The following is a 24,064-nucleotide window of genomic DNA, read 5'->3' as shown; positions in this document are numbered from 1 at the left end:
GATGCAATGGGGACCAGTATCGATCTTGCGTCGTGTCCGGAGAGCAGTCGACGTCTGTAACCCATGACTCCGTCAGGATTGTTGCCGAGGAGACAGGCCAGAGCTTCGATAACCGGTTACGGACTCCTACTAGCCGCCAACACCGTTCCAATCTGGCCTGTCCGCCTGTCCCCCGTGAGCCAAGAGCTGCTCATCCAAGCGGGGCTCCGAGGATAATCGTGCACCTTCGGGCACTGGCCTCACTCGGGCAGAGGCAGGGGGTCGGGCACCCAACGCCGACCCAGATGTAGGCCACGGCGGACTTGAGCGTGGCCGCGTGGAGCTGATAAGGCCGCCCGTTGTTTCGGTCGTCCCTTGGAGCGTGCGCGCGTCGCCTCTACAACCGCTGCGGGTCCTCGGCGTACATCTGCAGTCGGATTTCCAGGGCTTCGGTCATGTGGCGGGCGGCGATGTCGCCGGCCGTCGGCGCGTCGCCGGCCTCGATTGCCGCAACCAGGGCGTCATAGTCTGCCAGGACCGCGTCCCAACGGCCCGGGTGGGTCAGGGTGGTTAGCGTGTAGCGGCGGACCTGCTGGTCCAGGCCGGTCAGGAGCCGCATCAGCGACGGGCTGTGGGCCGCGGACCAGATCAGGCCGTGGAACTCTCGGTTCGCCTCGGCCAGCGCCGGCCCGTCGGCCGGATCCAGCGCGCGCATGCTCTGGTACTTGGCCCGCAGCAGCCGGACGTCCAGGTCCGTCCGGTTCCGCGCCGCCTTGGCCGCCGCGGCTTCCTCGAGCACAATCCGGGATTCGTAAATGTCCACGATTTCCTCGGCCGTGTGCGTCCGGACCGCCAGGATCTTCCCGCGCCGCTCCAGAAGGCCGTCCTGCTCCAGCCGCTGCAGCGCCTCCCGGACCGGCGTGCGCGAGGCGCCGTACCGCTCCGTCAGCTTGACCTCGGTGAGGGTCTCCTCCGGGGACACCGCCGAACTCAGGATGTCCTCCCGCAGGCGGCTGTAGACCGACTTGTCCAACATGGCGCACGCTCCTCACCGGGACCCCGGACCGGCCGCACTGCGGCAACGTCAGAGGGTTCCCCTTGCCTATAGCAGTATACATTTGCATTCAATCGCGGTGCGGCTGACCGGACGGACTGCCGCCCCCGAACGCCCACCCCACATGAGGAGCGCAAATGGCAGCCGACGTCCTACCGGTCCACGGAAGCATGCTCGGCGCCTGGTGCTGGGGCGCGACCATCGCGGAACTGGCCGCCCTGGGCACCAAGGCAGCCGCCTTCGACCTCCCGGGACACGGCGACGACGGCACCCCGAGGGACACGGTGACCGTGGCCGACTACGTAGCCGCCGTCGTCGATCGGCTGGACGCCGCCCCGGAACCCGTGGTCCTCGCCGGGCACAGCATGGCCGGGTACCCGATCGCCGCCGCGGCCCTGCAGCCCCCGGACAAGGTCCGGCACCTTGTCTACTTCAGCGCCCAGGCCCGCAAACCCGGCCAGTCCTGGGCGGACACCCTGGACCCCGCCATCCGCGAGACCTACGAACGGGAAGCCGCGGAGCGCGGGGACGGCAGCTACGTGGTGCCCGCCGAGGTGGTTGCCTCGCGCTGGCTCTCCTCGCTGGTCCCGGGGGATCCCGAAGTCCAGGCGATCCGCTCCCGCCTCACCCCGCAGCCCGCCGGGCCGCTCTTCGAACCGTGGACCTTGCCCGCCGGCGCCCTGGACGGCATCTCCGTGACCTACATCTGGCCGGAAGACGACCGGCAGAACACCGAACGACGGATGCGGATGTCCCTCTCCAACCTGCCGCCCACCACCCGGCTAGTGACCATGAGCGGGGACCATTGCGCCATGCTGACCGACCCCGCTGGTACCGCCGCCGCCCTCCACGCCGTCGTCGCCGGGTAACGAAGCGCACGGAGGCGGGAGCCGAAAAGGACTTAGGCGATGGACCCGGCCCGCCGGCCGAACACCGCCCCGGCCGCGAGCCCGCTGCCGCCCGGGTAGTTGCCGCTGAAGAGCCCGCCGAGGGCCTCGCCGCAGGCCAGCAGGCCCGGGATGGGCGCGCCGCCCTGGTCCAGTACGCGTCCGTAAGTGTCCGTCTTCAGCCCGCCGAACGTAAACGTCACCCCGCAGGTGACGGGGAAGGCGTAGAAGGGGGCCGTCTCCAGCGCCAGCGCCCAATTGCTCTTGGGCGGCTCCACGGCGGCCGCGCGGCCGTCCTTGACGTTCGGGTCGAACGCCCGGCCGGTATCGATGCCGGCGTTGAACTCGGACACCGTGCGTTCCAGCCCCGCCGGGTCGATGCCCGCGCGCTCGGCCAGAGTGGCCAGGTCATCGGCTTCGATCACCGAGACGCCGGGCATCTCGTACTCCTCGGCGCGGAGCATGGGCCGGGTGGTGGCGTCGAAGAACTGGTACGCCACCGCGCCGGGCTGCTGCAGGATGTCCCGGCCGTAGCGGGCATAGGTGTAATTGCGGAAGTCCGCGCCCTCGTCCACGAAACGCTCGCCCGCCTGGTTCACCACGATGCCCAGCGGGTAGCCGCCGCGGGTCAGTTGGTTGGTCAGCTCAAAATTGCTTTCATTCTCGGCGAAGCAGGCATCCCAGGCGACGCTGTGGCAGGTGGACCAGTCGCCGCCCTGCGCCGCCCCCGCCTCGAGGGCGGCGAGGATCATCTCTCCCGTGTTGCCCGGGGTGCCGCGGACCTTCGCGTTTTGCCAGCCCTCGCCCAGGTAGCGGCGCCGCATCTCGGGATTGGCCTCGAAGCCCCCGGAGGCGAGGATGACGGAACCGGCGCGCACCTCACCCTCTACGCCGTCGCCGTCGCGGAACCGCGCGCCCACGACGCGCGAATCCTCTGCGATCAGGCCCGTCACGGCCTGGCCGTAGCGGACGCCGACGCCGGCGCGCTCGGCCGCCGCGGCGTGGTCCTCCATCAGGCCCTTGCCGCCGCCGACGTTGCCGACATGCAGGCCGCCCCAGAACAGGAACGAGCCGTCCGGCCGGCTGTAGGCCTGGCGTTCGTACATCAGCCGGTACTTCAGCCCCTGCCGCTGTAGCCAGCGCAGGGTTCGGTGGCTCTCTTCCACCAGCACCCGGGACAGCTCCGGATCGTTGCGTCCGCCGGAGACCTTCTCCAGGTCCGCAAGGTAGTCCTCCTGCGTGTAGGGCGGGACCTCCGTTTTCGCGTGGCGTTCGTCGGGTTCGACGACGTCGGCCAGGTCTTCCAGCCCGCCGTGTGGGATACGGGTGGCGCCCGCCGTGTAGTAGCTGTTGCCGCCGGCGCGGTCCTTCTTCGCCTTCTCCAGCAGCAGCACCGAGCGGCCGTTCTCGGCCGCGGCCAATGCTGCTGTGAAACCGGCGTTGCCGCCGCCTACCACCAGAACGTCGACGTTCTCAATCATTGTTTTAGCTCCTGTCTATGTATGGATACGAATGTATACAACAGAATGCAACGTGGCAAGAGGATCCCGCAACATGACGCCCGGGCGGCATTAGAGTGTGCCGAAACGCAGCAGGGAGCCCGACCGTATCCGGTCGGGCTCCCTGCCGATCCCGTCGCGCCGCCGCTATGGGCGCGCTGTGGTCAGTTGGTTTTTGCGATGAAGACGTCGCACGGTGCGTTGTGGGCGACCGTGTTGGCCACGCTGCCCAAAACCCTTCCCAGGCCCTGCATCCGGCGGTTTCCCACGACGATGACCTTGGCTTCGAGGCGTTCGGCCTCGCTGATGAGGACCTCGTGGGGCTTCCCGTGCGCGACGGTGTACGTGGTGGAGACGCCCGATGCGCCGAGCAGCAATGCCACCCGCTGCGCCACCTTCGTCGCCTGCTCGGAGTCGGAGACGGTCCAGTCCTCGCCCGCGATTTCCACCACTTCGGTCTTGTCGCTCGCGTACGCGGTGACGACATTGAGGGTTGCGCCCATGGCCGAGGCCAGGTCCGCGGCGGTACGCGCGGCCCGCATGGCTGTTTCTGATCCGTCGACGCCGACGATGACGATGCCTGACACTGGTCGAACTCCTTTTTTTGGTCACTCATGGCGGTGCTCCCGGATGCCCCGCCGGCACCGGGTGACCTGCAGGGGTTTACGGCGCAGGGATCTCCTGTGCGTCGATGTACATTTCGATACGGATGTTCTTGGCAACTTCCAGGTGGGCACTGGCGATCTTGCCGGCCCGCTCTGCGTCGCGGTCGCGGATGGCGGCCACCAGTTCCTCGTGTTCCTTCAGCACCTGGTTCCAGCGGGACGGCGTGGCCAGGGTGGTGCCGGGGTAGCGGATGAAGTGGACCAGGATGCGGTCCAGCAGATCCAGGAGCGCCGCGCTGTGGCTCGCCGCCCAGATGCGCTCGTGGAAAGTGCGGTTCACGGCGGCCAGCTGGGCCGCGGGGGCCTCCTCGAACTTCAGGTCCACCATGCTCTGGTGGGCGCGTTCGATCAGCATCAGGTCCATGTCCGTGTGGCGCAGGGCAGCCGTCTTGGCGGCGGCCTCCTCAAGGAAGGAGCGCACCTCGTAAAGGTCCAGCATCTCCTCGGGCCGGTACTCCCGGACCTGCATGCGGGAGCCGATCCGTTCGACGAGGCCCTCGGTTTCCAGGCGGCGCAGGGCCTCCCGGATGGGAGTGCGAGACACGCTGTACTTCTTGGCGAGCGCGTTCTCCACCAGCTGGGCCTTCGGGGGGAACTCCTGGGCAATGATCGCGTTGCGAATCATCAGGTATGGACTCATGAGCGCCGGATTGCTCATCGCTGGACTCCTCCTTGTGGCAGCAGCTGCTGTGAACATCAGGCGGTCCTGATTGAACTCACCATACAGTCGATGACCATTTTAACACACGGTATACAGCTGGCTTTTTTCGTGAACACATTGCCGATGCCCCGGCGAGGCGCCCGTCACATTCGGGTAACGGGTGTGTGCCAACACACATTTTTGTTGCTCGCTTCCTACAAACGGTATACATTCTATCGAAAGCGAGGACGGTTTCTAAAAACTGTACCGAAACTGCTTCAAAAATCGACCGGTACCAACGACGGTACGCAGGCACCATTGAGGAGACACCATGACCAGCCCCACCGGCACGGTCCAACTGGGGGAATCGGACTCCCCACGAACGTCAGTCATTCAGGTCCCGGCCGCCCTGGTCCGCGGCGGGACCAGCAAATGCTGGATCTTCCGCCAGAGCGACCTGCCGGCGGACACCGCGGACATCGAACGCCTGCTGATCCGTACCTTCGGCTCCCCGGACCTCCGCCAGATCGACGGCGTCGGCGGCGCGTCCTCCACCACCAGCAAGGCGATCATCGTGGACGACCTCGGCTCGGCGGACGGCGTGGTGAACTACCGCTTCGCGCAGGTGGCCATCGACAAGCCCTCCGTGGAGTGGGACAGCAACTGCGGCAACTGCGCCACCGGCCTGGGCCTGTACACGCTGCACGCCCGGCTCGTCCCCCCGGCCGACGGCGTCTCCCGCGTCACGATCGTCAACACGGTCACCGGGCTGAGCCTGGTCTGCGAGGTCCCCACCCCCGGCGGCGAGGTCCCCACCTACGGCTCGCGGCAGATCCCGGGCCAGTACTACCCGGGCGTCCCGGTGGACATCATCTTCGAGAGCAGCAGCTGGACCAGCTTCGAGACGGAGCTGCCCACCGGCAGCCCCGTCGACGAGGTCACCGTGCAGGGACGCACCTTCCACGCAACCCTGATCGACGCCGGGGCCCCTGCCGCGATTTTCGATCCTCGCGACTTCGGTTTCACCGGCCTGGAAAGCGCGGAGGACCTGGAGGAGCTGGTGGCCCTGGCTCCTGCGCTGCGGGCCGCGGCCGCAAAGACCATGGGAATCCCCAGCCACCTGACGTCCATTCCCAAGGTAGGCATCGTTGGTCCGCCGCCCGCCGGTGAAACCGGGGTCTCGGCGCGGATGATCTCCATGGGCGCCCTCCACCCGGCCATCGGCCTCACCAGCGCCGTCGCCATCGCCGCCGCCTCCGGGCGGCCTGGCTCCGTTGTCGCCAACGCCGCGGTGGCCCAGCCGGGCCAGGCCGGCGAAAACACTCTGGCAATCCACCTTCTGAACGGCGCGACCAGGACGGCCCTGGACGCAGCGGTTCCCAGTAAGGTCGCCTTCCAGCGGTCCGCCAGGGTCATCAGCGAAGGAACAGTGCTCGTCCCCGGCGACTGACCGGGCGGCAGGCTTCTAACCATTCACAAGGACGTGTCATGAAAATCAGCATCCAGAATTTGCAGCTTAAGTACGGCGATTTCGTCGCGATTGAGAACCTCAACCTAGACATTGGCGACGGCGAGGCCCTGGTTCTCCTGGGCCAGTCCGGCTGCGGCAAGACCAGCACCATGCGCTGCCTCGCCGGCCTGGAGGAGCCCAGCTCCGGCCGGATCATCATCGACGACGTCGTGGTGTTCGATTCGGAAAAGGGCATCAACCTGCCGCCGAACAAGCGCAACGTCGGCATGGTGTTCCAGTCTTACGCCGTCTGGCCGCACATGACGGTCTTCCAGAACGTCGCGTACTCCCTGAAGCTGCAGCGCCTCTCCAAGGCCGAAACCCAGGACCGGGTGATGGAGGTCCTCACCATGGTGGGCCTGGAGAAGTTCGCCGACCGCGGCGCCAGCCTACTCAGCGGCGGCCAGATGCAGCGCGTGGCCCTGGCCCGCAGCCTGGTGATGCGACCCAGTGTGCTGATGTTGGACGAGCCGCTGTCCAACCTGGATGCCCGGCTCCGTGACCGGCTCCGCGTGGAGCTCCGCGAAATCCAGCTGCGCCTGGGCCTGACCTGCGTCTACGTCACCCACGACCAGCACGAGGCCTTCGCCCTGGCGGACCGGATCGCGCTGCTGCAGGGCGGCAAGATCGTCCAGATCGGCGGCCCGCGCGAGATGTACGAAACCCCCGCCAGCGCCTCGATCGCCCACTTCCTGGGCGTCTCCAACGTGATGGACTGCGAGTCCGTGCCCGCTTCGGACGGATCATCTTCCGCCAAGGTGGCCGGACACGACGTCACCGTCCACTCCTCCCAGCGCGTCGCCCCGGCGTCACAGCAGCTGAAGGTCTGCATGCGCGCCGAAGACCTCCAGATCAGCTCACGGCCGGCGACGGCGGCCAACGCCTGGAAGGGCAAGGTCATGGTGGCCGGCTTCCAGGGCAACGACGTCCGTTACGCCGTCGAGCTCGACGGCGGCCTGGAGCTGGACGCTCTCGGCACCATCAAGCGCGGCGAACAGCACCAGGTGGGCGACTCCGTGTGGGTCAGCATCGATCCCGCCCAGGTCCAGATCCTCCCGGCGGAGGTGCTGGTATGAGCCTGAAGACCCCGCTGGCGAATCCCGCCGTCGCCGCCAGCCCGGTCCGCACCGCATCCCGCGGGACCAAGTCCCTCGGGAACCTGCGCAAGAACACCCCCGCCATGATCATCATCGCGATCCTGGCCGTCCTGGTGCTCCTGCCGCTGGCCCTGGTGCTGCTCGCGGCGTTCTCCGACGCCGTTCCCCGGCCCGGCAACATCTCCCTGGGCGGTCTGACGCTGGACAACCTGATGCTCCTGGCCAGCCCCGAAGCCCTCGGGGCACTGGGCAACTCGCTCATGGTCGGTGCCGGTTCCGCCGTCGTGGCGCTGGTGATCGGCGCGTTCCTGGCCTTCGTCTGTGCCCGTACCGATGCGCCGCTGCGCAAGTTCATCTTCTTCATCGGGATGGCCCCGATGTTCATCCCCGCCCTGGTGGGTGCCCTGGCCTGGTCACTGCTGTCCTCCCCGAGCGCCGGGTATCTGAACATCCTGCTCCGCGACCTCGGCATCGACTTCATCATCAACATCTACAGCCTGCCCGGGCTGGTCTTCGTGCTCGGGATCTTCTACGCCCCGTACGCGTTCCTGCTGATGCACAGCTCGCTGTCCATGATGAACGCGGACCTCGAAGAGGCCGCCACGGTCCACGGCGCCACCCTGAAGACCATGCTCCGCACGGTCACGCTGCCGCTGGCGCTGCCCGCCGTGCTGGGCTCCGCCATCCTGGTCTTCGCCCTGACCATGGAGAACTTCCCGGTGGCCCAGGTGATCGGCAACCCGGCCGGCATCGACACCCTGCCCACCTACATCTACCGCCTGATGAGCGCGACGCCGGCCAAGAGCAATCAGGCCGCCAGCATCGCGATAGTCCTGACGGCCGCCCTGCTGATCATCACCGTGATCCAGCAACGCATCATCAACAAGCGCAAGTTCACCACCGTCACCGGCAAGGGCAACCGGCCCCGCCAGGTCCCGCTGCGGAAGCTGCGCTGGCCGTTCACCATCCTCGCCCTGGCGTACTTCGCCGTCGCCGTCGTCCTTCCGATGCTGGCGCTACTGGCGGCGTCCATGCAGGCCACCCCGTTCGTGGCCTCCATCTCCCAGCTCTTCGAGACCGGGGCGATGAGCTTCGCCAAGCTCGCGGACGTGCTGGGCTCGCACGACTTCCAGCTGGCCCTGCGCAACAGTGTGATGGTGGCCGTCCTGGCCGCGATCGCCGGCACCACGCTGAGTTTCATCGCCTCCTACGTCCGCTACCGGACCAAGTCGCGCCTCGGCCAGCTGATCGAACTGATCGCCATGACACCGCTGGCAGTTCCCGCGATCGTCATGGGCATCGGCCTGCTGTGGACCTGGCTGCTGCTGCCGGTCCCGGTCTACGGCACGCTCGCGATCCTGGCGATCGCCTGCGTGGCGGTCTTCCTGCCGCAGGGCTACCGGGGCATCTCGGCGTCAATGCTGCAAATGGACCAGGACCTGGAGGACAGCGCCGTGATGCTCGGCGCGCGGCGGGCCCAGGCGATCGTCTCCGTCACGCTGCCGCTGATGCGCGTGGGCATCACGTCCTCGTTCCTGCTGTTCCTGATGCTCTCCATGCGTGAACTCAGCGCCTCCATCTTCCTGTTCACCTCCAACACCCGGATCCTCTCGATCCTGGTGTTCGACAACTTCGACAACGGGCAGAGCCAGGCGGCCGCGGCCGTCAGCGTCCTGTACATCGTCGTGATCGCGGTGCTGGCGGTGATCGCCCAGAAGGTGGGCGCCGACCGCAAGCTCGTCAGCTCCAAGTAACGCTTCCCACACCAATCCATTTGAAAGGGTCTAAACAATGAAGTTAGCGTCCAAAATCCCCCTGCTCGGCCTCGGTGTCGTCCTCTCCCTGAGCATGGCCGCCTGCGGCGGCGCCGCCGCGGGCAACAGCGTTGTCACCGGCACGGCAGAGGTGAAGACCGACGACGGGCTGGTGATCAACGGGGAAAACATCGCGGACAAGGCCACCTATGACAAGGCCAAGACCCAGACCCTGAGCCTGTACTCCGGCTACACCGAGTCCTCCGAGAGCGCCCTGGTGGCCGCCTTCACCAAGGACACCGGCATCAAGGTCAACGTGGTGCGCCTGACGCCGAACAAGCTGGCCGAGCGCGTCCAGTCCGAGCAGGGCGCCGGCAAGCTGGGCGCCGACGTTATCCGCACCTCCGACTACCGGATCGCCAAGACCCTGGAGGACGCGAAAGTCTGGAAGGCCTACGACGTGCCGGGCGCCTCGCAGTTCAAGGACGTCTCGGTCGACGGCGGCCAGTTCACCCGCATGTTCAACTCCGTCTACACGCTGGGCTACAACACCCAGCTGGTCAAGGAAGCTGACGCCCCGAAGTCCTGGGCCGACGCCGTCAGCGGCAAATGGCAAGGCAAGCTGGGTATCGTCCAGGGCGGCTCCGGCGGCAGCACCGCCTCCCTGAGCCGGTTCATGGAATCGAAGATGGGGGCCGACTACTTCGCGAAGTACGCCGCGCAGAAGCCCACCATCTATGACTCCCTGGGCGCGGAGGCGACCGCCCTGGCCCGCGGCGAGGTGGCGGTGGGAACCGTGACCATCAGCGGCACGAACATTTCCGCCGTGCAGGACAAGGCCCCGGTGAAGTTCATCGTCCCGGACGAAGGACTCGTGGCCTACGACTACTACCTGGGCATGGCAGGCTCCGCCACGAACGTTGAGGCGGCCAAGGTGTTCATGAACTACAACCTGTCCAAGCAGGGCCAGAAGGTTTTCGCACAGCTGGGCGAATACCCAGCCCGCACCGACGTTGAGCCGCCCACCATCATGGGCATCAAGCTGCCGGCCGCGGACTCCGGAAAGGTCTACCGCATGGCCAACACCGATGCGATCAGCTTCGGCAAAGACGACCTGACCAAGTGGAACAAGGTGTTCGGCTACAGCAAGTAACCCGCAGGCTGCCCGGGTCCTCAGAGGCCCGGGGCAACGAACCGCAGCGGGGCGGCGAATGATGGTCACCGGGATCATCGCCTATTCGCAACGTGCGCCGCCCCGCTGCACCAACCCGGTCCCTGGGCGTCCGGCCCAAGCCCCGTAACTAATCTCCATGAACTCCCAGCGCCGGTGCTGCAGGACACGTGGCTGTTCGGCGGGTGGACCGGCGTCCGGTGGGGGCCGTGATCCATGCTCATCATCCTTACACCGTGGACGCGGGGCCCATACCGGCGGCTGACCGCCCGCTCTCGAGGCCGTGCCGTCGGTCACCGAGAACGATCTTGGCGGCGGCTGCTTCGGAGGCGGCCGAGAATGGCCCGAAGCGCCCTTCGACGGCCCACCGGGTTTCCTCTTCGATGAGATCGGTGTTGATCCCGGCGCCGGCCATGACACCCTCAGCGGCCGCGGTGATCACCTGAGCCATCAGATTGGACACATTGCCCGCCGCATACACGCCGCGGACGGCCGTCGCCCCCATCGCGTCCGTCTCAATGAACCGACCTGCGCCCGACGGGTGCGGTTGGGAACTCAACCCGAGGGATTCCAGGAGCGCGGGCCGAGCCTCCATCCGTGTTCCCACGGCGAGGGCCTGGACGTCGAACGACGAGCCCTCGCGCAGCGTAACCCCCGTGAGGACGCCGTCGGCAGCCTCAACAGAAGCCACGGCGCCGTCAACAACCCTGACGGACCGGGCGGCGAGCTTCTCCCGCTCCTCGTCGGCGGGTTCCACGGCATCGTTGAGGAAAAGAGTGATGTCCGGGGACCACTGCCGAAACAACAAGGCCTGATGAACGGACAGCGGGCCCGTGCCCAGCACGCCAATCCGTTGCCCGCGGATTTCCCAACCATGGCAGTAGGGGCAGTGCACCACGCCTTTTCCCCATTGTTCCCGCAGCCCGTCGACCGGAGGCAGTTCGTCCGTCAGGCCGGTGGTGACCAGGAGGCGCCGGCCGGAGAACCGGCGGCCATCTCCGAGAATCACGTCGAACCCGTCGGGGGTTCGCAGGGCCGAAACGGCTTCGCCGTCGATCACGGTGGCTCCGTAGGAGAGCACTTCGCTGCGTCCTGCGGCCAGGAGATCCCGGGGGTTCACGCCGTCCCTGGAAAGAAACCCGTGCACAGCGGCCGCGGGTGCGTTGCGCGGAGTGCCGGAATCGATGACCAACACCGAGCGCAGCGCCCGGCCCAGTGTCGTGGCCGCGCTGAGCCCGGCCGCGCCGCCGCCTACGATCACAACGTCATACCGTGTGGTGTCCATACTGACCTTGTCCTTCGTCGCGTCCTGAGAGTTCGCCGCCAGCGTCCCTTGGCGGTTAATCCAGCTTGTATCGCATGATCGATTTTTGACAAACAAGATTGCTGTTATGGCAAACTCGGAGACATGACAACTGATCTTGACGATGTCCTTGGGGCGGTCGGACCCCGGCTCCGGGCGCTCCGTACGGATCGGAACCTCACCCTCGGAGATGTGGCTTCCGCCTCCGGAGTATCGGTCAGCACTCTGTCGCGACTGGAATCCGGCCAGCGCAGGCCAAACCTCGAAATCCTGCTGCCGCTCGCGAGGCTGTACGGGGTTCCGCTCGATGACCTGGTCGGCGCGCCGCCCACCGGGGATCCGAGAATCCACCTGCAGCCCATCACGCATGCCGGAATGACGGCTCTTCCGCTCACGCGCCGCCCCGGCGGCCTGCAGGCCTTCAAGATGGTGCTCGACGGCGAGGCGCGCGGGGCGGAGCCCGACCCGCGCGTTCACGAAGGCTACGAATGGCTCTATATCCTCAACGGACGGCTACGTCTGGTGCTGGGCGAGAAGGACTTTGAACTCCGCCCTGGCGAAGCCGCGGAATTCGACACCCGCACCCCGCACTGGTTCGCCAGCGCTGACGGCAAGCCCGTCGAGTTCATCAGTCTCTTTGGACAGCAGGGCGAGCGGATGCACGTGCGGGCGCGGCCCAAGACCTCATAGCCGCAGAGGCCCGACGGGCGTGGCCCCTGACAGGGCGCTGAAGCAAGGCCGCCCCCGAGGTGCCTAGGGCTCGACGAGCCTCAGCATTGTTTCCGGACGGACGCCGCCGAACTTCATCGCCTCGGCTGCCTCCGGCGACTCCATAATTCGCTGGAACTCGTCCACATAAACCGTCGAGGCTCCAGTCCGGGCCTGTCGCCGTCCGTGCCTTCCAAGATCCTGTCGTTACGTGTGCCCCGCCAGAGCGGGTTGAGATCCAGGCCGCTGGTATCTGCGGTGATCTCGATCTGGTCCAGGATGTACCGGGCGGCGAGCTCCTCGGCCACGCAACTGGGACAGAAATCTGGGAAAAAGGGTTGACACATGGAATCTAGAATCTAGACTCTAGGGAAGCGTCCAAAGGAGGCCGCTGCAGAGAGGATTTCGATGTCACTTGCACTTGCCGCGCTGTCACATGCTCCGTCGTTTGGAAACGTTGACCCGGGCGGGACGATTTTTGCGGAGATCAACGAAGCGATTGCCGACGTACGGTCCTTCGTCGAGGACTTCAACCCGGACGTCACCGTTATCTTCGGCCCCGATCACTTCAACGGCGTCTTGTACTCGATGATGCCTCCGTTCGCTATCGGTGCGCAGGCAGTCGGCGTGGGGGACTACGGGACGTCGGAAGGTCCGCTCCCGGTCGAATCGGAAGTGGCACGTGAACTGCACGCGCTGACCATCGCGCAGGGAATCGATATCGCCCGTTCGGAACGGTTGGAGGTCGATCACGGCGTGATGCAGCCGCTGGAGTTCCTCTTCGGTGCGGGATTCACCCGTCCGTTCGTGCCTGTTTTCGTAAACGCGCTTGGCAAACCCCTCACTCCCATGTCTCGTATTCGGATGATGGGTGAAGCCATAGGCCGGGCGGCCCAGCAGCTGGACAAGCGCGTGCTCCTGGTGGCCTCGGGCGGCTTGTCGCATAACCCCCCGATCCCGGTGTATGACGGTTCGCCTGAGCCGATTCAGCAACGCCTCGTTTCCTATGCGCCGTCGAAGGCGGACCGGGCGGCCCGCGAGGGCAAGATCATTGAGGGCATCCAGGCCATTGCCGATGGCCGCGCCTCGAGTGCACCGCTCAACACTGAATGGGACCAGAAGCTGCTCGAGGTCTTCCGTTCGGGATCCCTGACCGACGTCGACAGCTGGGATAACGAGGAGTTCATCGCCGAAGGCGGCAGCGCCGCCCACGAGATGCGGTCCTGGATTGCAGCCTTCAGTGCCCTGTCCACCGTGGGCGACTACAACATGGTGGTCGACCGGTACTGGCCCGTCCGGACCTGGGGCGCAGGGTTCGGCATCACAGCGGCCATCCCCAACGCAGTATGAGCCAGAAGACAATGTGGGAGCAGATCGCGGATCTGCCCCACACCCTTGAATATGTGCAGGTGGGGGAGTGGAACACCCGCGTCCTGTCCGTCGGTGCGGGGGAGCAGACGCTGGTCCTCCTCAACGGCACCAGCGGCCACATCGAAGCGTGGACCCACAACATACGGGTTCTGGCCCAGACATACCGGGTCATCGGATACGACTATCCGGGGCACGGCTATTCAACGCTCGCCGACGCCGACCTGGAAATCCCGGACTACGAGGCACACCTGCTCGAGCTCCTCGACGTACTCGGACTCGATCGGGTGCACCTCATCGGGGAGTCCCTGGGCGGATGGATAGCGATCAAGTTCGCTGCGCACCACCCCGAGAGACTGCGAAGCGTCGTCCTCAGCGCACCCGGCGGGCGAATGATCAGCAACAGTTCGATGGCGCGGGTGAGTCCCGTGAGCCGGAAGGCTGTCGAGGAGCCCACGTACGGAAACGTCTTGGCCCGACTCCAAGTGGTCATTCACGATCCTGACCAGATCACCGATGAGCTCGTCGAGGTCCGTCGGTCCATCTATGGGCGCCCAGGCTTCATCAAGTCAATGGAGCACATCATGGCGCTCCAAGTGCCCGATATCCGTGCGCGAAACCAGGTCACCAAGGAAGATTATGCGGCCATCCCCGTACCGGCATTGCTCGTGTGGACCGACCACGAGCCAACCGGTGGCGTAGCGACGGGCGAGTCTCTGGCCGCAGCAATACCGGACGGTGAATTCGTGCTGATTCGCAACGCCGCCCACTGGCCGCAGTGGGAGGATCCCACCAGCTTCAACGACAAAACACTCGACTTCCTCCGCAGAAAGGCCTGAAGCAGATGTCGGACATCCTCACGGAGATCGCTGGAGATCTCTACAACGCGCGCACACTGCGCACCCCTATCGAGTTCGTCCGCCACCGCCTGCCGGACAACGACAAGGACGCGGCCTACCGCATTTCCGAGCTCGTGACCCAGCGTCGGGAAGCCGCAGAAGGCCGCTATCGCGTCGGCCGCAAGGTGGGCCTGACCAACCCGATCGTGCAGCAGCGCGCCGGGGTGGACGAGCCCGACTACGGAATCATCCTCGACAACATGACGTTTGAGTCGCCGATTGAGAGGCCGGCGTCAGCGTACTTCCACCCGAAGATCGAAGCCGAGATTGCCTTCGTCCTGAAGTCCGACATCCTGGATTCGGACCTGGCCGCAGTCGAAGCCGCCATCGATTACGTCACGACGGCCATGGAGCTGGTGGACAACCGCTACTTCAGCTACAAGATGGGCATCGTCGACACGATCGCAGACAACGCAGCCTGCGAGGGCATTGTCACCGGCCAGGTTCGTGTCCCCTATGGCGAAATCGACCTCAAGCAGGTCGAAATGGTCCTGTACCGGGGAGAGGAAGAACTGACGCGCGGCGTCGGCGCGAACGTCATGGGCGATCCCGTCAACGCGATCCAGTGGCTGGCCGAAACCTCCCTGCGGATCGGCAAGCCCCTCCGGGCGGGCGAGATCCTGCTCTCCGGGTCCATCGGGCTGATCATTGACTGGGATCCCAACGTGACGTACACCGCCCAGTATTCACACGGGCTGGGAAGCGTTGTTGCCTATCTGACGGAGGCCGTCGATGCGTGAGCTCACAGTCGAAACGCGCGTGGCCATCGAGCAGCTCATCTCGGAACTGTTGTGGAGGCTCGACCATGGAAAAGCTGACACCACGTGGGAGCTGTACACGCAAGACGCAGTCTCAACCGGACCACTCGGGAACATGGATGGCCAGGACGCAATCAAAGCCTGGGGCCAACGTCGCGCCAAGATTACGGGCGTCGTTGGACGACACATCATTGGTGGCATTCGGCTGGCGTGGGTGGGTGAAGAGCTCCACGGTTGGACGCAGTACATGACGTTCCGGGATTCGTCGGAGAACCCGTTGATGCCCGCCAGCGTAGGCGAATTCCGCGAGGTCTACCGGCAAGTCGACGGGGACTGGAAGATCGCACGGCGCGAGATCGCGCCCATCTTCGGTGGGCTGAATGCCGCCGCACATGCGAAGCGGCTCGCAGAAAGCACAGCCGAATGAAGTGGGACAGCCGCGGCGGGCAGTCGCCGGCCCTCTTGCACCAGGCGATTCCGTCCCTGTCGGTGACGGAGTGGGCTCTGGCTGCAGGCTACGACGGCGTCGTTGTTGACCTCCAGCATGGCGAGGTCGGATTGGAGGAGGCGTGCACAATGTTGCGCGCTGCGCCCCGGGATTCGGCGTACACCTATGCCAGGGTGGGGGGCCTGGATCCGGCCCCCATCCTGCGGCTGCTCGACAGCGGTGCACGCGGGATCATCGCCCCGACCATCGAGTCCGGGGAACAAGCGCGCATGCTCGTAGAAGCAACCAAGTATCCGGGGGTGGGGAACCGGAGCCTCGGCCCGAGCCGCCCCAACCTGTACCCGGGCCAGCCCTACACCGAGGCGGGAAACCGCGCGGTGTCCACGATCGCCCAGATCGAAACGGTTGCGGGCGTCGAACACGCGGAAAGTATCATCACCACTCCCGGGCTCGACTCGATCTATATCGGACCGGCGGATCTGGCAGTCTCCTACGGACTTCCGGGGAGGGGGGACTGGGAGGACGGTCCAGTGCGCGACGCCATCGTGCACTTGTCCAAGTTGACCAGGGCGCACGGCGTCACGCTTGGCATCTACTCGGGCTCAAGCGCCTACGCAGCTGACCTATTGGACCGGGAGCTCGTCGATTACCTTGGCCTCGGCATCGACCTTATCTTCCTGAGCCGCGCGGCCCAGGACTCCATCAAGACCCTGAGGGGTACAAAATGAGCGACCGCAAGGACGTTATTATCATCGGAGCGGGCCCGGTCGGATTGACGCTCGCCAACCTCCTTGGACAGTTCGGCGTGAGCACAGTGGTCTTGGAAGGCCGTGACGAACTCATCGACTACCCCCGCGCCGTGGGCATCGATGACGAGGCCCTGCGGACCATGCAGACCATCGGACTGGTGGACAAGGTGCTTCCGCACACCGTCCCGGATCAGAAGATCCGAATCGTCAACGGAGACCGCAAAATACTTGCGGAGATCAATCCCACAACCCGCGAGTTTGGCTGGCCCCGCAGAAATGGCTTTATCCAGCCCCTTGTCGATAAAGCACTCCTGGAAGGTCTCGCCCGCTACCCGCACGTCGAAGTGCGCTTCGGCAGCCAAGTGAGCGCCTTTGCCTCAGATTCCGACGGCGTGACGGCTACATTCCTCACTGCGTCGGGCGAAGGACAGGTGACCGGCAGCTACGTCGTCGGCTGCGACGGCGGGCGGTCCTTGACCAGGCAACACCTTGGGCTGGCATTCGAGGGCGAAACGCGGTCGACCCGCGGACTGGTCATCGACGTCGCCAATGACCCCATCGGCACCCCGCATGCGGTCTTTGGCGGCGATCCAAAGCGTGGGTACGCGACACTTAGCCTGCCGCATGGAATCCGCCGCTGGGAATTCACGCTATTCGAAGGTGAATCTGAAGAACTCGCCGAGGACGATGCGTTCGTCTTCTCCCTCCTTGCCGCGCACGTGCCCGATCCCGCTGGCTTGAACATCATCCGCCGTCGGGTTTACGCCCATCACGCCCGTGTGGCCGAGAAGTTCCGCGTAGGACGATTCCTGCTGGCCGGCGATGCTGCCCACGTCATGCCGGTGGTTGCTGGCCAGGGTTGGAACTCCGGCATCCGGGACGCGCTGAACCTGGGGTGGAAACTAGCTGCCGTGGTTCAGGGGAAGGCCAGCGCCAAGCTGCTCGATTCCTATGAAGGTGAGCGGCGTGAACACGTCAAGGCCATGGTGGCGTTGTCGTTGAATATGGCGAACCTCGTCACAGACCACAACAGGCTGCGCACGGCGGTGCGTGACATGGCAGCGGCAGTTGTAGACAAGCTGCCGAAGGCCCGTGCCCGGCTCAACAGCCAGGGCTACAAACCGATGCCCAAATACGACCACGGCATCGTGGTTCCGTCCGAGCTCCCCACGTGGAAGGCGTTGCCTGATCGGGCGGATGCCCCCCGCGCAGTGGGCACGTTGTTCCCGCAGCCCACGGTGCGGAATGAGGAGGGCTGTTCGGTCCTCTTGGACGACGCCACCGGCCAGGGATGGCGGGTCATCGTATGGAACAACGATCCACGGGCCTTCGTCGGCGACGCTGAGGCTGAGACGTTGGCAGGGCTCGGCGGAACCCTTGTGCACGCCGTGCCGGCCACGCAGTTGGCGTGGGCGAAGGCTGCGGCAGCGCCTGGGGTTCGAGTGGTTGGCGACGAAAGCGGACTCTTGAAGGCCTGGTTTGACGAGAGGCCCTTCTCCGCGATCGTTGTGCGACCCGATCATGTGGTGGCCGCCGAGTGCATCGCCCAGGAACTGAACGGCGTTCTAAAGAAAGTATTCAGCGTGGCCGACGTCACATTGGCTTTTCAAAACGCATAATAAGGTTACGAACGCATAATTCATTGACAAGCGCATAATCAATAAATACTGTTGCTGCAACTCGTCTGTACAGGCGGTAGGCGGGAAGGCCCGCGCAGCGTTCACTCAAGGGAGAGCGAATCTTATGAACATCAAGAAAACCCGTGCAGCGGCCGTTGGTGCCGTGGCTCTAGCACTGACACTTAGTGGTTGTGCGTCCGGATCTGTTGACGGAAGCGGCTCCACGGCGGCCGCCAGTGGCTCCGCCGGGCTCACCAAAGTCACCTACGGACTGTTTCCGTCCAGCACCGTCGCGGCACTACAAGTTGCCATCGACAAGGGCTACTTCAAGAAGCAGGGCATCGATCTCAAATTGGTCGTTGGCGCGGGCAGCAGTGCGGCACAGTTGCCCGCGCTCGCAACCGGGGAGCTCGACTTCATGCTGGCCAGCCCGGTCACAGCCCTGACGGCAACCACGCAGGGCCTCGATGTCCGCATCGTTGATGGTGTTACCCAGAACGATCCCAAGACCGTGGAAGACTCGACCGCCGTCGTTGTCGGTGCCTCATCGAGCATCAAGAGCGCCCGCGATCTCGAAGGCAAGAAGGTCTCGGTCAACGCACTGGGCAGCATTGGAGAAATCGGCATCCGTGAAGCCGTGGCCAAGGATGGCGGGGATCCGAAGAAGGTGACGTTCGTCCAGCTGTCATTCCCCGAGGTTGCAGCCCAGATCGAAGCTGGCCAGATTGACGCAGGGATGGCGGGTTCGCCCTTCATGCAGCAGGTAGTGGCCAAGGGCGGCCGGGTGGTCAGCGACTTCATCCATGACACAGGCCTGGGCGCGAATGAACTCGTGACGATCTCCAGTGGCAAACTCGTCGACAGCGACACTGCCTTGGTCAAGCGGTTCACTGCGGCCATGAAAGACGCTTTGCCGTTCCTGACTGAGAACAATGATCTGGTCCGCGCGGCAATGCCTGCTTCGCTCGGCACCGATCCGGCCGCAGCGGCGAAAGTAAAACTCTCCATCTACAACGCGGACGTTTCGAAAGAGACCATCCAGTTGTTCGCGGATTTGCTCGTCAAATACGGCGTCGTGAGCACCAAGCCAGACGTTGACAAGGTGATCTGGAAGCCGTAACCCCGCGGTCGGGGCCGCTCGTCGGCCCCGACCCCATATCGATCGCAACAACTGAGAGCAGAACAAAACCGTGGAAACGCAAACTCCAACCCTGAGCAGCGTGGCTGTGAGCACCGTGCCTACGCGGGAGCACAGAGTGCGTCGTGCTGCCCGGTGGACTGCTGTCGGGCCCTACGTCCTGGGTGTCGCCGGCATCCTCGCCGCACTCATCGTCTGGGAACTCTACTCAGTCTTTGGCCCGATCAGTCAGCACCACCTGCCACCGCCGTCGGTGGTGCTTCCAACCTTCTTTACCAACCTGACCTTCACCCAATTTTGGATGACCATGGGGCAGACGATGTGGGCCTGGTTCCTTGGGCTCGGCATCGCCACACTCGGTGGTGTCGCAGTTGGCCTGCTCATCGGATCCAGCGAGTTCCTGCGGTCTGCGACGCACACTTCTATCGAGTTCCTCCGCCCCATCCCGGCCGTGGGAATGATCCCATTGGCTGCACTGCTGTTCGGACCGAGGATCGGCGCCGAGCTCATGATCGTCGTTTACGGTTGCTTCTGGATCATCATGATCCAGGTCCTGTACGGCATTACCGATATCGACAAAGTGGCAAATGACACAGTTCACACCATGCGGATGACGTGGCTGCAGCGGGTCCGCCACCTCGTATTACCCACGCTTTTGCCGTATCTGATGACCGGTATTCGGATCGCGGCCACAGTCGCCCTTATCCTCGCTATCAGTTCCGAGCTCATCGTCGGCACCCCGGGTATCGGCCGGGCAGTCGCGCAGGCCCAACTCAACGACAACCCGCCAGCCATGATTGCCCTTATCCTTACATCCGGCGTGCTCGGCATACTGGTCAACCTGATATTCCGCTTCATTGAGCGCAAAGTGCTTTTCTGGCACACCTCAGTCCGTTCGGAGGTGGCGGCATGATCGTCCTCAAACGCATAGGTATGTGGTTCGGCCTGCCGGCCATCCTCATCGCCATCTGGTGGGCGACCACAGCCCAGGGAGTGAACTTCTTCGTCCCCAAACCGGACAAGATGGCCAGCACTTTTGCCAAAGTGTGGTTCAGCGAAAAGTTCTTCACGGACGTTCTCCCCAGTATTGGGCGACTGTCCATCAGCCTCCTGATCTCACTGGTGCTCGGGGTGGTCCTCGGAATTGCGATTGGGCTGTCACGCAACTTGCGCTGGCTTCTCGAGCCACTGCTCGAATTCGTCAGGGCGGTACCCTCAACGATCCTCATTCCGGTTCTGCTGCTGCTGATCGGTATCAATGACACGATGAAGGTCGCCGTCATCGTCCTCGGCTGCCTCTGGCCCATCCTGTTGAATACTGTGGAAGGTGTGCGGTCCCTTGATGAAGTCCTGAAGAATACCGCCCGTGTCTACGGCCTTCGTGGGTTCGACCGCATCCGCTACCTCGTTCTGCCAGGCGCCTCACCGCTCATCATGGCCGGCATCCGGCACAGCCTCGCGGTCGGCCTCATCCTCTTGGTTGTCTCGGAGATGTTCGCTTCGACCGACGGCATTGGCTATTCGATTATTAACTTTCAAAACCGCGTCGCGATCCCGGAAATGTGGAGCGGTATCGTTCTCCTGGGAATCATCGGAGTGCTGCTGTCGGTAGCTTTCCAAGCGATCCAGAAGCGCGTTTTGGGATGGTACTACGGTCTAAAGGAGGCCTCGAATGACGGCTAACAAGTCGGAAGTCCGACTCAGTGTCCAGCAGCTGCGCAAGCTCTATGGTGTAGGCAGCCGCAACGAAGTGGAGGCCGTGCGGTCCCTCACCTTCGATCTGCATGCCGGCGAGTTCGCCTGCTTGGTGGGGCCGTCCGGTTCGGGGAAAACGACGCTGCTGAAATGCATCGCCGGACTCCTGGAGCCCACATCCGGCGAGGTGGAGCTCGACGGCCGGCGGGTTGCCGGCCCTGCCGAGGGCATGGCGGTGGTCTTTCAGGAGTACAGCCGCAGCCTGTTTCCTTGGCTTAGCGTTGAAGACAACGTCGAGCTGCCGCTGAAGACCTCCGGCGTGCCCAAGGCTGAACGCAAGGAGCGCGTCAGTGAGGCGCTCGAGGCCGTCAGTCTCTCCCACGCAACCAAGAGCTACCCGTGGCAGCTCTCCGGTGGCATGCAGCAGCGCGTGGCAATTGCCCGTGCTGTCGCCTCCAACCCCAGCGTGCTTCTCATGGATGAGCCCTTCGCAGCAGTCGACGCGCAAACCCGCGGAGAGCTCGAAGACCTCGTCCGCGACGTCTGGAAGCGCCTCAATATGACAATTCTCTTTGTGACCCACGATATCGACGAGTCCGTCTACCTGGCGGAGCGAGTGCTGGTGCTCTCGAGTTCGCCGACCATCATCCAGGCCGACCTGCACATCGATCTACCGGACGTACGCAGCCAAGCTGACACCAGATCGCTGCACCGCTTCGGCGAACTGCGCCATCAGGTCTACGAGGAAGTTCAGTTCGCCAAGATCAACCCGGGTGGCGAGCGGGCGGCAGCCCGCGAGGAGCTGCGCTCATGAGTCCCCGGGCAGGCGCTGACGCCAGCACTAATGGAGCAGTCAAGCCGGAAACGGGCAAACGTCGCCGCGTCCACCATTCCACCCCGGAAAATGAACGCGCCATCCTTGAGGCGGTGCTGCAGCTCGCTGTCACCGAGGGCTATGAGGGTACAACGATGGCTGAGGTCGCCCGGGTAGCCCATCTGCCGATCGGATCCGTCTACTGGCACTTTGAAAACAAAGAAGGCTTGTTCGCCGCGCTGATCGACTACTGCTTCGAAAACTGGAAGACGCGTCACCGGGGACCGGAAAACAGGGTCATTCTCCGCACGAGCATCGCCGGATCCGCGGCTAATTCCGCCGACCCGGCGAACGCGCAGGAAGCATTCTGGATCATTGGACTGCTCTTTGCGCTGGAGAAGCGACTGGCGGGGAACGCTGCACGCCAAAAATACCTGGAAGTGCGCGAGGAGATGTACGAACTCATGGTCGAGGCTGTCACCCCGGGTATCCCCGCCGCAGCCTTACGCGTGAAACCAGACCTCGCCCGAAAAGTCGTCATGCTTGGCCGCGCCCTGACGGACGGTTTTTACATTTCGGCATCCGCGGGGGACAAGATCGACTTTGCCGAGGCGGCGGAGCTGTCTGCGCTGGCCATGGATAAGCTCGTCCAGCACTACGCCAGCCTTGGGGCCGCGGAGGATCAACCATGAGCGGTTCGGACCGGGTAGCCCTGGTGGTTGGAGGCGGCCGCGGCATTGCCGCCGCCGCTGTCCGCGCACTAGCCGGCGATGGGTACCGTATTGCCGCGCTTTCGCCTTCCGGGAGCGCAATGGACCTTGCCCGCAGCCTGGGCGGGGTTGGAACCAAGGGTTCCAACCGGTCCGTGGCGGACCTGGAAGCAGTCACGGACTTGGCGCTGACCACGTACGGACGCATCGACGTCGTGGTTAACAGTTCCGGACATGCTGCCAGAAAGCCTGTGCTGGAGATCAGCGACGACGAGTGGGCAGAGGGCTACGAGATGTACCTTCTCAACGTCATCCGAATGAGCCGGATCGTGACCCCTCACATGGTTGCCGCAGGAGGTGGGGCGATCGTCAACGTCTCCACGAGTTCCCCCTTCGAGCCCAACCCGAACTACCCGGTCTCAGGCACGTTCCGTGCGGCGCTGGGTACTTTCACCAAGTTGTACTCCGACGAGTACGGGCCATCCGGGATCCGGATGAACAACGTTCTTCCGGGCTTCACCAAAGAGGATCCGGGCACTGTACCGGCGGAATGGACCACCCGAATACCTTTGCGCAGGGCTGCCAGCACGAAAGAAGTGGCCCGCGTCATTCGGTTTCTCGCCAGCGAAGAAGCCAGCTACATCACAGGCCAGAACATCCGAGTGGATGGCGGCGCGTCCCGCTCCGTTTAGGGGCCGACGCTGAAAGAAAGGTTTTAGCTATGTCACTTGGTGTGATTACCGAAATGGGATATCTCGCAATGCGGACCCGTGACTACGATGAGTCGCTCGAGTTGGCGACTGACGTCCTCGGTCTGCGCATGACACACAACGACGACGACAGGGCCTATTTGTCCGCTGCGGACCGTCACCACGAGCTCGTCTACGTGAAGAGCGAGGAGGACGGCATTGACCATATTGGCCTTGTCGCCGACAGCCCCGAGGGTTTGGAGATCATCCGGAAGCGCCTCGAGGCCAGAGGGTTTCCGATCCTCACGCGCAGTCCCCTCGAACGGGAGATCGGTGAGGGCTTCGCCGTCCTGGGCCCCGAGGGATACGTCTACCACGTCTATGTCGGCATGAAGACGTTCCGGCACGGCCCGGCAGCCTTTGGCCCGGACCGCTACGGCCACATCAACATCCACCCCCAGAATCCCACAGCCATGAGGGACTTTCTGGTGCAGTTCTTCGGCTTCAAGGTCTCCGACGTCATCGGCAAGGACTTCGCCTACTTCCTGCGCTGCAACCCCGACCACCATGGAATCGCGCTCATCAAAGGACGCGGCACACTGCATCACCACGCGTGGCAGACGCAGTCCGTGGCCGACCTTGGACGACTCGCCGACCGCTTGTTTGCCCGGGACCGTCGTCTGATCTGGGGACCTGTACGTCACGGCGCAGGCCACAACATCGCCGCATACTACGTCGAGCCCAACGGCACTGTAGTAGAGCTATACACAGACCTTGAGCAGATCCACGAGATTGATCGTCCTCCAATTGAGTGGAGCCAGGACGACCGGACGTGGTTCAACCGGTGGGGCGTCTACAACGGCGAAGATTTCCGCTCACATGGGGTCTTCCCGGTCTCCGTGGGCTAGCT

At 64.4% G+C, this 24,064-nt stretch carries 24 protein-coding genes; 19 read left to right on the top strand and 5 right to left on the bottom strand.

Annotated features, from left to right (window positions below; genetic code table 11):
* Window positions 1-376 precede the first annotated feature (376 nt).
* A complete protein-coding gene (locus AC1DGI_RS10025) occupies window positions 377-1,015 on the bottom strand; it encodes a GntR family transcriptional regulator (RefSeq protein WP_476898679.1) in 639 nt (212 codons plus the stop codon).
* 155 nt (window positions 1,016-1,170) lie between these two features.
* On the opposite strand from AC1DGI_RS10025, the gene AC1DGI_RS10020 reads away from it, so the two are divergent.
* Window positions 1,171-1,902, top strand: a complete 732-nt coding sequence (locus AC1DGI_RS10020) for an alpha/beta fold hydrolase (protein ID WP_441399671.1) — start codon at window positions 1,171-1,173, stop codon at window positions 1,900-1,902.
* Window positions 1,903-1,934: 32 nt separating this feature from the next.
* On the opposite strand, the gene tcuA is transcribed toward AC1DGI_RS10020, so the two are convergent.
* The 3 genes from tcuA to AC1DGI_RS10005 all read right to left on the bottom strand — a co-directional run bounded on the left by tcuA (window position 1,935) and on the right by AC1DGI_RS10005 (window position 4,742).
* Window positions 1,935-3,401: an FAD-dependent tricarballylate dehydrogenase TcuA gene (gene tcuA, locus AC1DGI_RS10015; protein ID WP_441399670.1), complete on the bottom strand. Its 1,467-nt coding sequence runs from the start codon at window positions 3,399-3,401 to the stop codon at window positions 1,935-1,937.
* A 182-nt stretch (window positions 3,402-3,583) separates the two neighbouring features.
* The gene (locus AC1DGI_RS10010) at window positions 3,584-4,006 is read right to left on the bottom strand and encodes a universal stress protein (protein WP_476898678.1); all 423 of its coding nucleotides are present in this window, start codon (window positions 4,004-4,006) and stop codon (window positions 3,584-3,586) included.
* 76 nt (window positions 4,007-4,082) lie between these two features.
* Window positions 4,083-4,742 (bottom strand): GntR family transcriptional regulator, encoded by a 660-nt coding sequence (locus AC1DGI_RS10005; RefSeq protein ID WP_476898677.1) that lies wholly within the window; start codon window positions 4,740-4,742, stop codon window positions 4,083-4,085.
* Between the two features lie 313 nt (window positions 4,743-5,055).
* Here AC1DGI_RS10005 and AC1DGI_RS10000 point away from each other — a divergent pair, with 313 nt between their 5' ends.
* From AC1DGI_RS10000 to AC1DGI_RS09985, 4 genes are read left to right on the top strand one after another with little or no spacing between them, the layout of a single operon-like run.
* Window positions 5,056-6,174 carry a PrpF domain-containing protein gene (locus AC1DGI_RS10000; protein WP_476898676.1) on the top strand — a complete coding sequence of 373 codons (1,119 nt, stop codon included), beginning with the start codon at window positions 5,056-5,058 and terminating at the stop codon, window positions 6,172-6,174.
* Between the two features lie 38 nt (window positions 6,175-6,212).
* The gene (locus AC1DGI_RS09995; RefSeq protein WP_476898675.1) at window positions 6,213-7,310 is read left to right on the top strand and encodes an ABC transporter ATP-binding protein; all 1,098 of its coding nucleotides are present in this window, start codon (window positions 6,213-6,215) and stop codon (window positions 7,308-7,310) included.
* Complete coding sequence (locus tag AC1DGI_RS09990; RefSeq protein WP_476898674.1) at window positions 7,307-9,085, top strand: ABC transporter permease; 1,779 nt, start codon at window positions 7,307-7,309, stop codon at window positions 9,083-9,085. Before AC1DGI_RS09995 ends, AC1DGI_RS09990 begins: the two co-directional genes overlap by 4 nt.
* A gap of 37 nt (window positions 9,086-9,122) precedes the next feature.
* Entirely contained in the window at window positions 9,123-10,238 is a 1,116-nt protein-coding gene (locus tag AC1DGI_RS09985; protein ID WP_476898673.1) for an ABC transporter substrate-binding protein, read from the top strand.
* A gap of 247 nt (window positions 10,239-10,485) precedes the next feature.
* Here AC1DGI_RS09985 and AC1DGI_RS09980 read toward each other — a convergent pair whose 3' ends face one another.
* A complete protein-coding gene (locus AC1DGI_RS09980; RefSeq protein WP_476898672.1) occupies window positions 10,486-11,541 on the bottom strand; it encodes an NAD(P)/FAD-dependent oxidoreductase in 1,056 nt (351 codons plus the stop codon).
* A gap of 123 nt (window positions 11,542-11,664) precedes the next feature.
* Between AC1DGI_RS09980 and AC1DGI_RS09975 the strand changes: the two genes are divergently transcribed.
* From AC1DGI_RS09975 to AC1DGI_RS09910, 14 genes are all read left to right on the top strand, one after another.
* The gene (locus AC1DGI_RS09975; protein ID WP_476898671.1) at window positions 11,665-12,249 is read left to right on the top strand and encodes a helix-turn-helix domain-containing protein; all 585 of its coding nucleotides are present in this window, start codon (window positions 11,665-11,667) and stop codon (window positions 12,247-12,249) included.
* 426 nt (window positions 12,250-12,675) lie between these two features.
* Window positions 12,676-13,617 carry a 3-carboxyethylcatechol 2,3-dioxygenase gene (locus tag AC1DGI_RS09970; protein ID WP_476898670.1) on the top strand — a complete coding sequence of 314 codons (942 nt, stop codon included), beginning with the start codon at window positions 12,676-12,678 and terminating at the stop codon, window positions 13,615-13,617.
* A complete protein-coding gene (locus AC1DGI_RS09965) occupies window positions 13,614-14,474 on the top strand; it encodes an alpha/beta fold hydrolase (RefSeq protein WP_476898669.1) in 861 nt (286 codons plus the stop codon). The genes AC1DGI_RS09970 and AC1DGI_RS09965 overlap by 4 nt, the downstream gene beginning before the upstream one ends.
* A gap of 5 nt (window positions 14,475-14,479) precedes the next feature.
* Window positions 14,480-15,274 carry a 2-keto-4-pentenoate hydratase gene (locus tag AC1DGI_RS09960; RefSeq protein ID WP_476898668.1) on the top strand — a complete coding sequence of 265 codons (795 nt, stop codon included), beginning with the start codon at window positions 14,480-14,482 and terminating at the stop codon, window positions 15,272-15,274.
* Entirely contained in the window at window positions 15,267-15,719 is a 453-nt protein-coding gene (locus tag AC1DGI_RS09955) for a nuclear transport factor 2 family protein (RefSeq protein ID WP_441399659.1), read from the top strand. Before AC1DGI_RS09960 ends, AC1DGI_RS09955 begins: the two co-directional genes overlap by 8 nt.
* Window positions 15,716-16,468: an HpcH/HpaI aldolase family protein gene (locus AC1DGI_RS09950; protein ID WP_441399658.1), complete on the top strand. Its 753-nt coding sequence runs from the start codon at window positions 15,716-15,718 to the stop codon at window positions 16,466-16,468. Before AC1DGI_RS09955 ends, AC1DGI_RS09950 begins: the two co-directional genes overlap by 4 nt.
* Window positions 16,465-18,108 (top strand): bifunctional 3-(3-hydroxy-phenyl)propionate/3-hydroxycinnamic acid hydroxylase, encoded by a 1,644-nt coding sequence (locus tag AC1DGI_RS09945; protein ID WP_476898667.1) that lies wholly within the window; start codon window positions 16,465-16,467, stop codon window positions 18,106-18,108. The genes AC1DGI_RS09950 and AC1DGI_RS09945 overlap by 4 nt, the downstream gene beginning before the upstream one ends.
* Before the next feature lie 124 nt (window positions 18,109-18,232).
* Entirely contained in the window at window positions 18,233-19,228 is a 996-nt protein-coding gene (locus tag AC1DGI_RS09940) for an ABC transporter substrate-binding protein (RefSeq protein ID WP_476898666.1), read from the top strand.
* A 106-nt stretch (window positions 19,229-19,334) separates the two neighbouring features.
* Complete coding sequence (locus AC1DGI_RS09935) at window positions 19,335-20,159, top strand: ABC transporter permease (RefSeq protein WP_441402072.1); 825 nt, start codon at window positions 19,335-19,337, stop codon at window positions 20,157-20,159.
* Window positions 20,156-20,929: an ABC transporter permease gene (locus AC1DGI_RS09930; RefSeq protein ID WP_441402071.1), complete on the top strand. Its 774-nt coding sequence runs from the start codon at window positions 20,156-20,158 to the stop codon at window positions 20,927-20,929. Before AC1DGI_RS09935 ends, AC1DGI_RS09930 begins: the two co-directional genes overlap by 4 nt.
* A complete protein-coding gene (locus tag AC1DGI_RS09925) occupies window positions 20,919-21,755 on the top strand; it encodes an ABC transporter ATP-binding protein (RefSeq protein WP_476898665.1) in 837 nt (278 codons plus the stop codon). Before AC1DGI_RS09930 ends, AC1DGI_RS09925 begins: the two co-directional genes overlap by 11 nt.
* Window positions 21,752-22,447, top strand: coding sequence for a TetR/AcrR family transcriptional regulator (locus AC1DGI_RS09920; RefSeq protein WP_441402069.1), 696 nt, complete (start codon window positions 21,752-21,754; stop codon window positions 22,445-22,447). Before AC1DGI_RS09925 ends, AC1DGI_RS09920 begins: the two co-directional genes overlap by 4 nt.
* Window positions 22,444-23,157 (top strand): SDR family oxidoreductase, encoded by a 714-nt coding sequence (locus AC1DGI_RS09915; RefSeq protein ID WP_441402068.1) that lies wholly within the window; start codon window positions 22,444-22,446, stop codon window positions 23,155-23,157. The genes AC1DGI_RS09920 and AC1DGI_RS09915 overlap by 4 nt, the downstream gene beginning before the upstream one ends.
* Window positions 23,158-23,186: 29 nt before the next feature.
* Window positions 23,187-24,062, top strand: a complete 876-nt coding sequence (locus AC1DGI_RS09910; protein WP_476898664.1) for a VOC family protein — start codon at window positions 23,187-23,189, stop codon at window positions 24,060-24,062.
* Window positions 24,063-24,064 lie beyond the last annotated feature (2 nt).

Source organism: Arthrobacter sp. 05N428_2 (genome assembly GCF_056397065.1).
The sequence above is the reverse complement of the archived record's forward strand: the minus strand, read 5'-3'. Positions and strand labels throughout refer to the sequence as shown.

Coding starts and splice junctions, on each gene's coding strand:
- AC1DGI_RS09920 (WP_441402069.1), top strand. CDS start 21,752: ATGAGTCCCCGGGCAGGCGCTGACGCCAGCACTAATGGAGCAGTCAAG.
- AC1DGI_RS09975 (WP_476898671.1), top strand. CDS start 11,665: ATGACAACTGATCTTGACGATGTCCTTGGGGCGGTCGGACCCCGGCTC.
- AC1DGI_RS09980 (WP_476898672.1), bottom strand. CDS start 11,541: ATGGACACCACACGGTATGACGTTGTGATCGTAGGCGGCGGCGCGGCC.
- AC1DGI_RS09960 (WP_476898668.1), top strand. CDS start 14,480: ATGTCGGACATCCTCACGGAGATCGCTGGAGATCTCTACAACGCGCGC.
- AC1DGI_RS09945 (WP_476898667.1), top strand. CDS start 16,465: ATGAGCGACCGCAAGGACGTTATTATCATCGGAGCGGGCCCGGTCGGA.
- AC1DGI_RS09965 (WP_476898669.1), top strand. CDS start 13,614: ATGAGCCAGAAGACAATGTGGGAGCAGATCGCGGATCTGCCCCACACC.
- AC1DGI_RS09930 (WP_441402071.1), top strand. CDS start 20,156: ATGATCGTCCTCAAACGCATAGGTATGTGGTTCGGCCTGCCGGCCATC.
- AC1DGI_RS09925 (WP_476898665.1), top strand. CDS start 20,919: ATGACGGCTAACAAGTCGGAAGTCCGACTCAGTGTCCAGCAGCTGCGC.
- AC1DGI_RS10020 (WP_441399671.1), top strand. CDS start 1,171: ATGGCAGCCGACGTCCTACCGGTCCACGGAAGCATGCTCGGCGCCTGG.
- AC1DGI_RS10005 (WP_476898677.1), bottom strand. CDS start 4,742: ATGAGCAATCCGGCGCTCATGAGTCCATACCTGATGATTCGCAACGCG.
- AC1DGI_RS09990 (WP_476898674.1), top strand. CDS start 7,307: ATGAGCCTGAAGACCCCGCTGGCGAATCCCGCCGTCGCCGCCAGCCCG.
- AC1DGI_RS09915 (WP_441402068.1), top strand. CDS start 22,444: ATGAGCGGTTCGGACCGGGTAGCCCTGGTGGTTGGAGGCGGCCGCGGC.
- AC1DGI_RS10025 (WP_476898679.1), bottom strand. CDS start 1,015: ATGTTGGACAAGTCGGTCTACAGCCGCCTGCGGGAGGACATCCTGAGT.
- tcuA (WP_441399670.1), bottom strand. CDS start 3,401: ATGATTGAGAACGTCGACGTTCTGGTGGTAGGCGGCGGCAACGCCGGT.
- AC1DGI_RS09970 (WP_476898670.1), top strand. CDS start 12,676: ATGTCACTTGCACTTGCCGCGCTGTCACATGCTCCGTCGTTTGGAAAC.
- AC1DGI_RS09995 (WP_476898675.1), top strand. CDS start 6,213: ATGAAAATCAGCATCCAGAATTTGCAGCTTAAGTACGGCGATTTCGTC.
- AC1DGI_RS09955 (WP_441399659.1), top strand. CDS start 15,267: ATGCGTGAGCTCACAGTCGAAACGCGCGTGGCCATCGAGCAGCTCATC.
- AC1DGI_RS10000 (WP_476898676.1), top strand. CDS start 5,056: ATGACCAGCCCCACCGGCACGGTCCAACTGGGGGAATCGGACTCCCCA.
- AC1DGI_RS09910 (WP_476898664.1), top strand. CDS start 23,187: ATGTCACTTGGTGTGATTACCGAAATGGGATATCTCGCAATGCGGACC.
- AC1DGI_RS09950 (WP_441399658.1), top strand. CDS start 15,716: ATGAAGTGGGACAGCCGCGGCGGGCAGTCGCCGGCCCTCTTGCACCAG.
- AC1DGI_RS09940 (WP_476898666.1), top strand. CDS start 18,233: ATGAACATCAAGAAAACCCGTGCAGCGGCCGTTGGTGCCGTGGCTCTA.
- AC1DGI_RS09985 (WP_476898673.1), top strand. CDS start 9,123: ATGAAGTTAGCGTCCAAAATCCCCCTGCTCGGCCTCGGTGTCGTCCTC.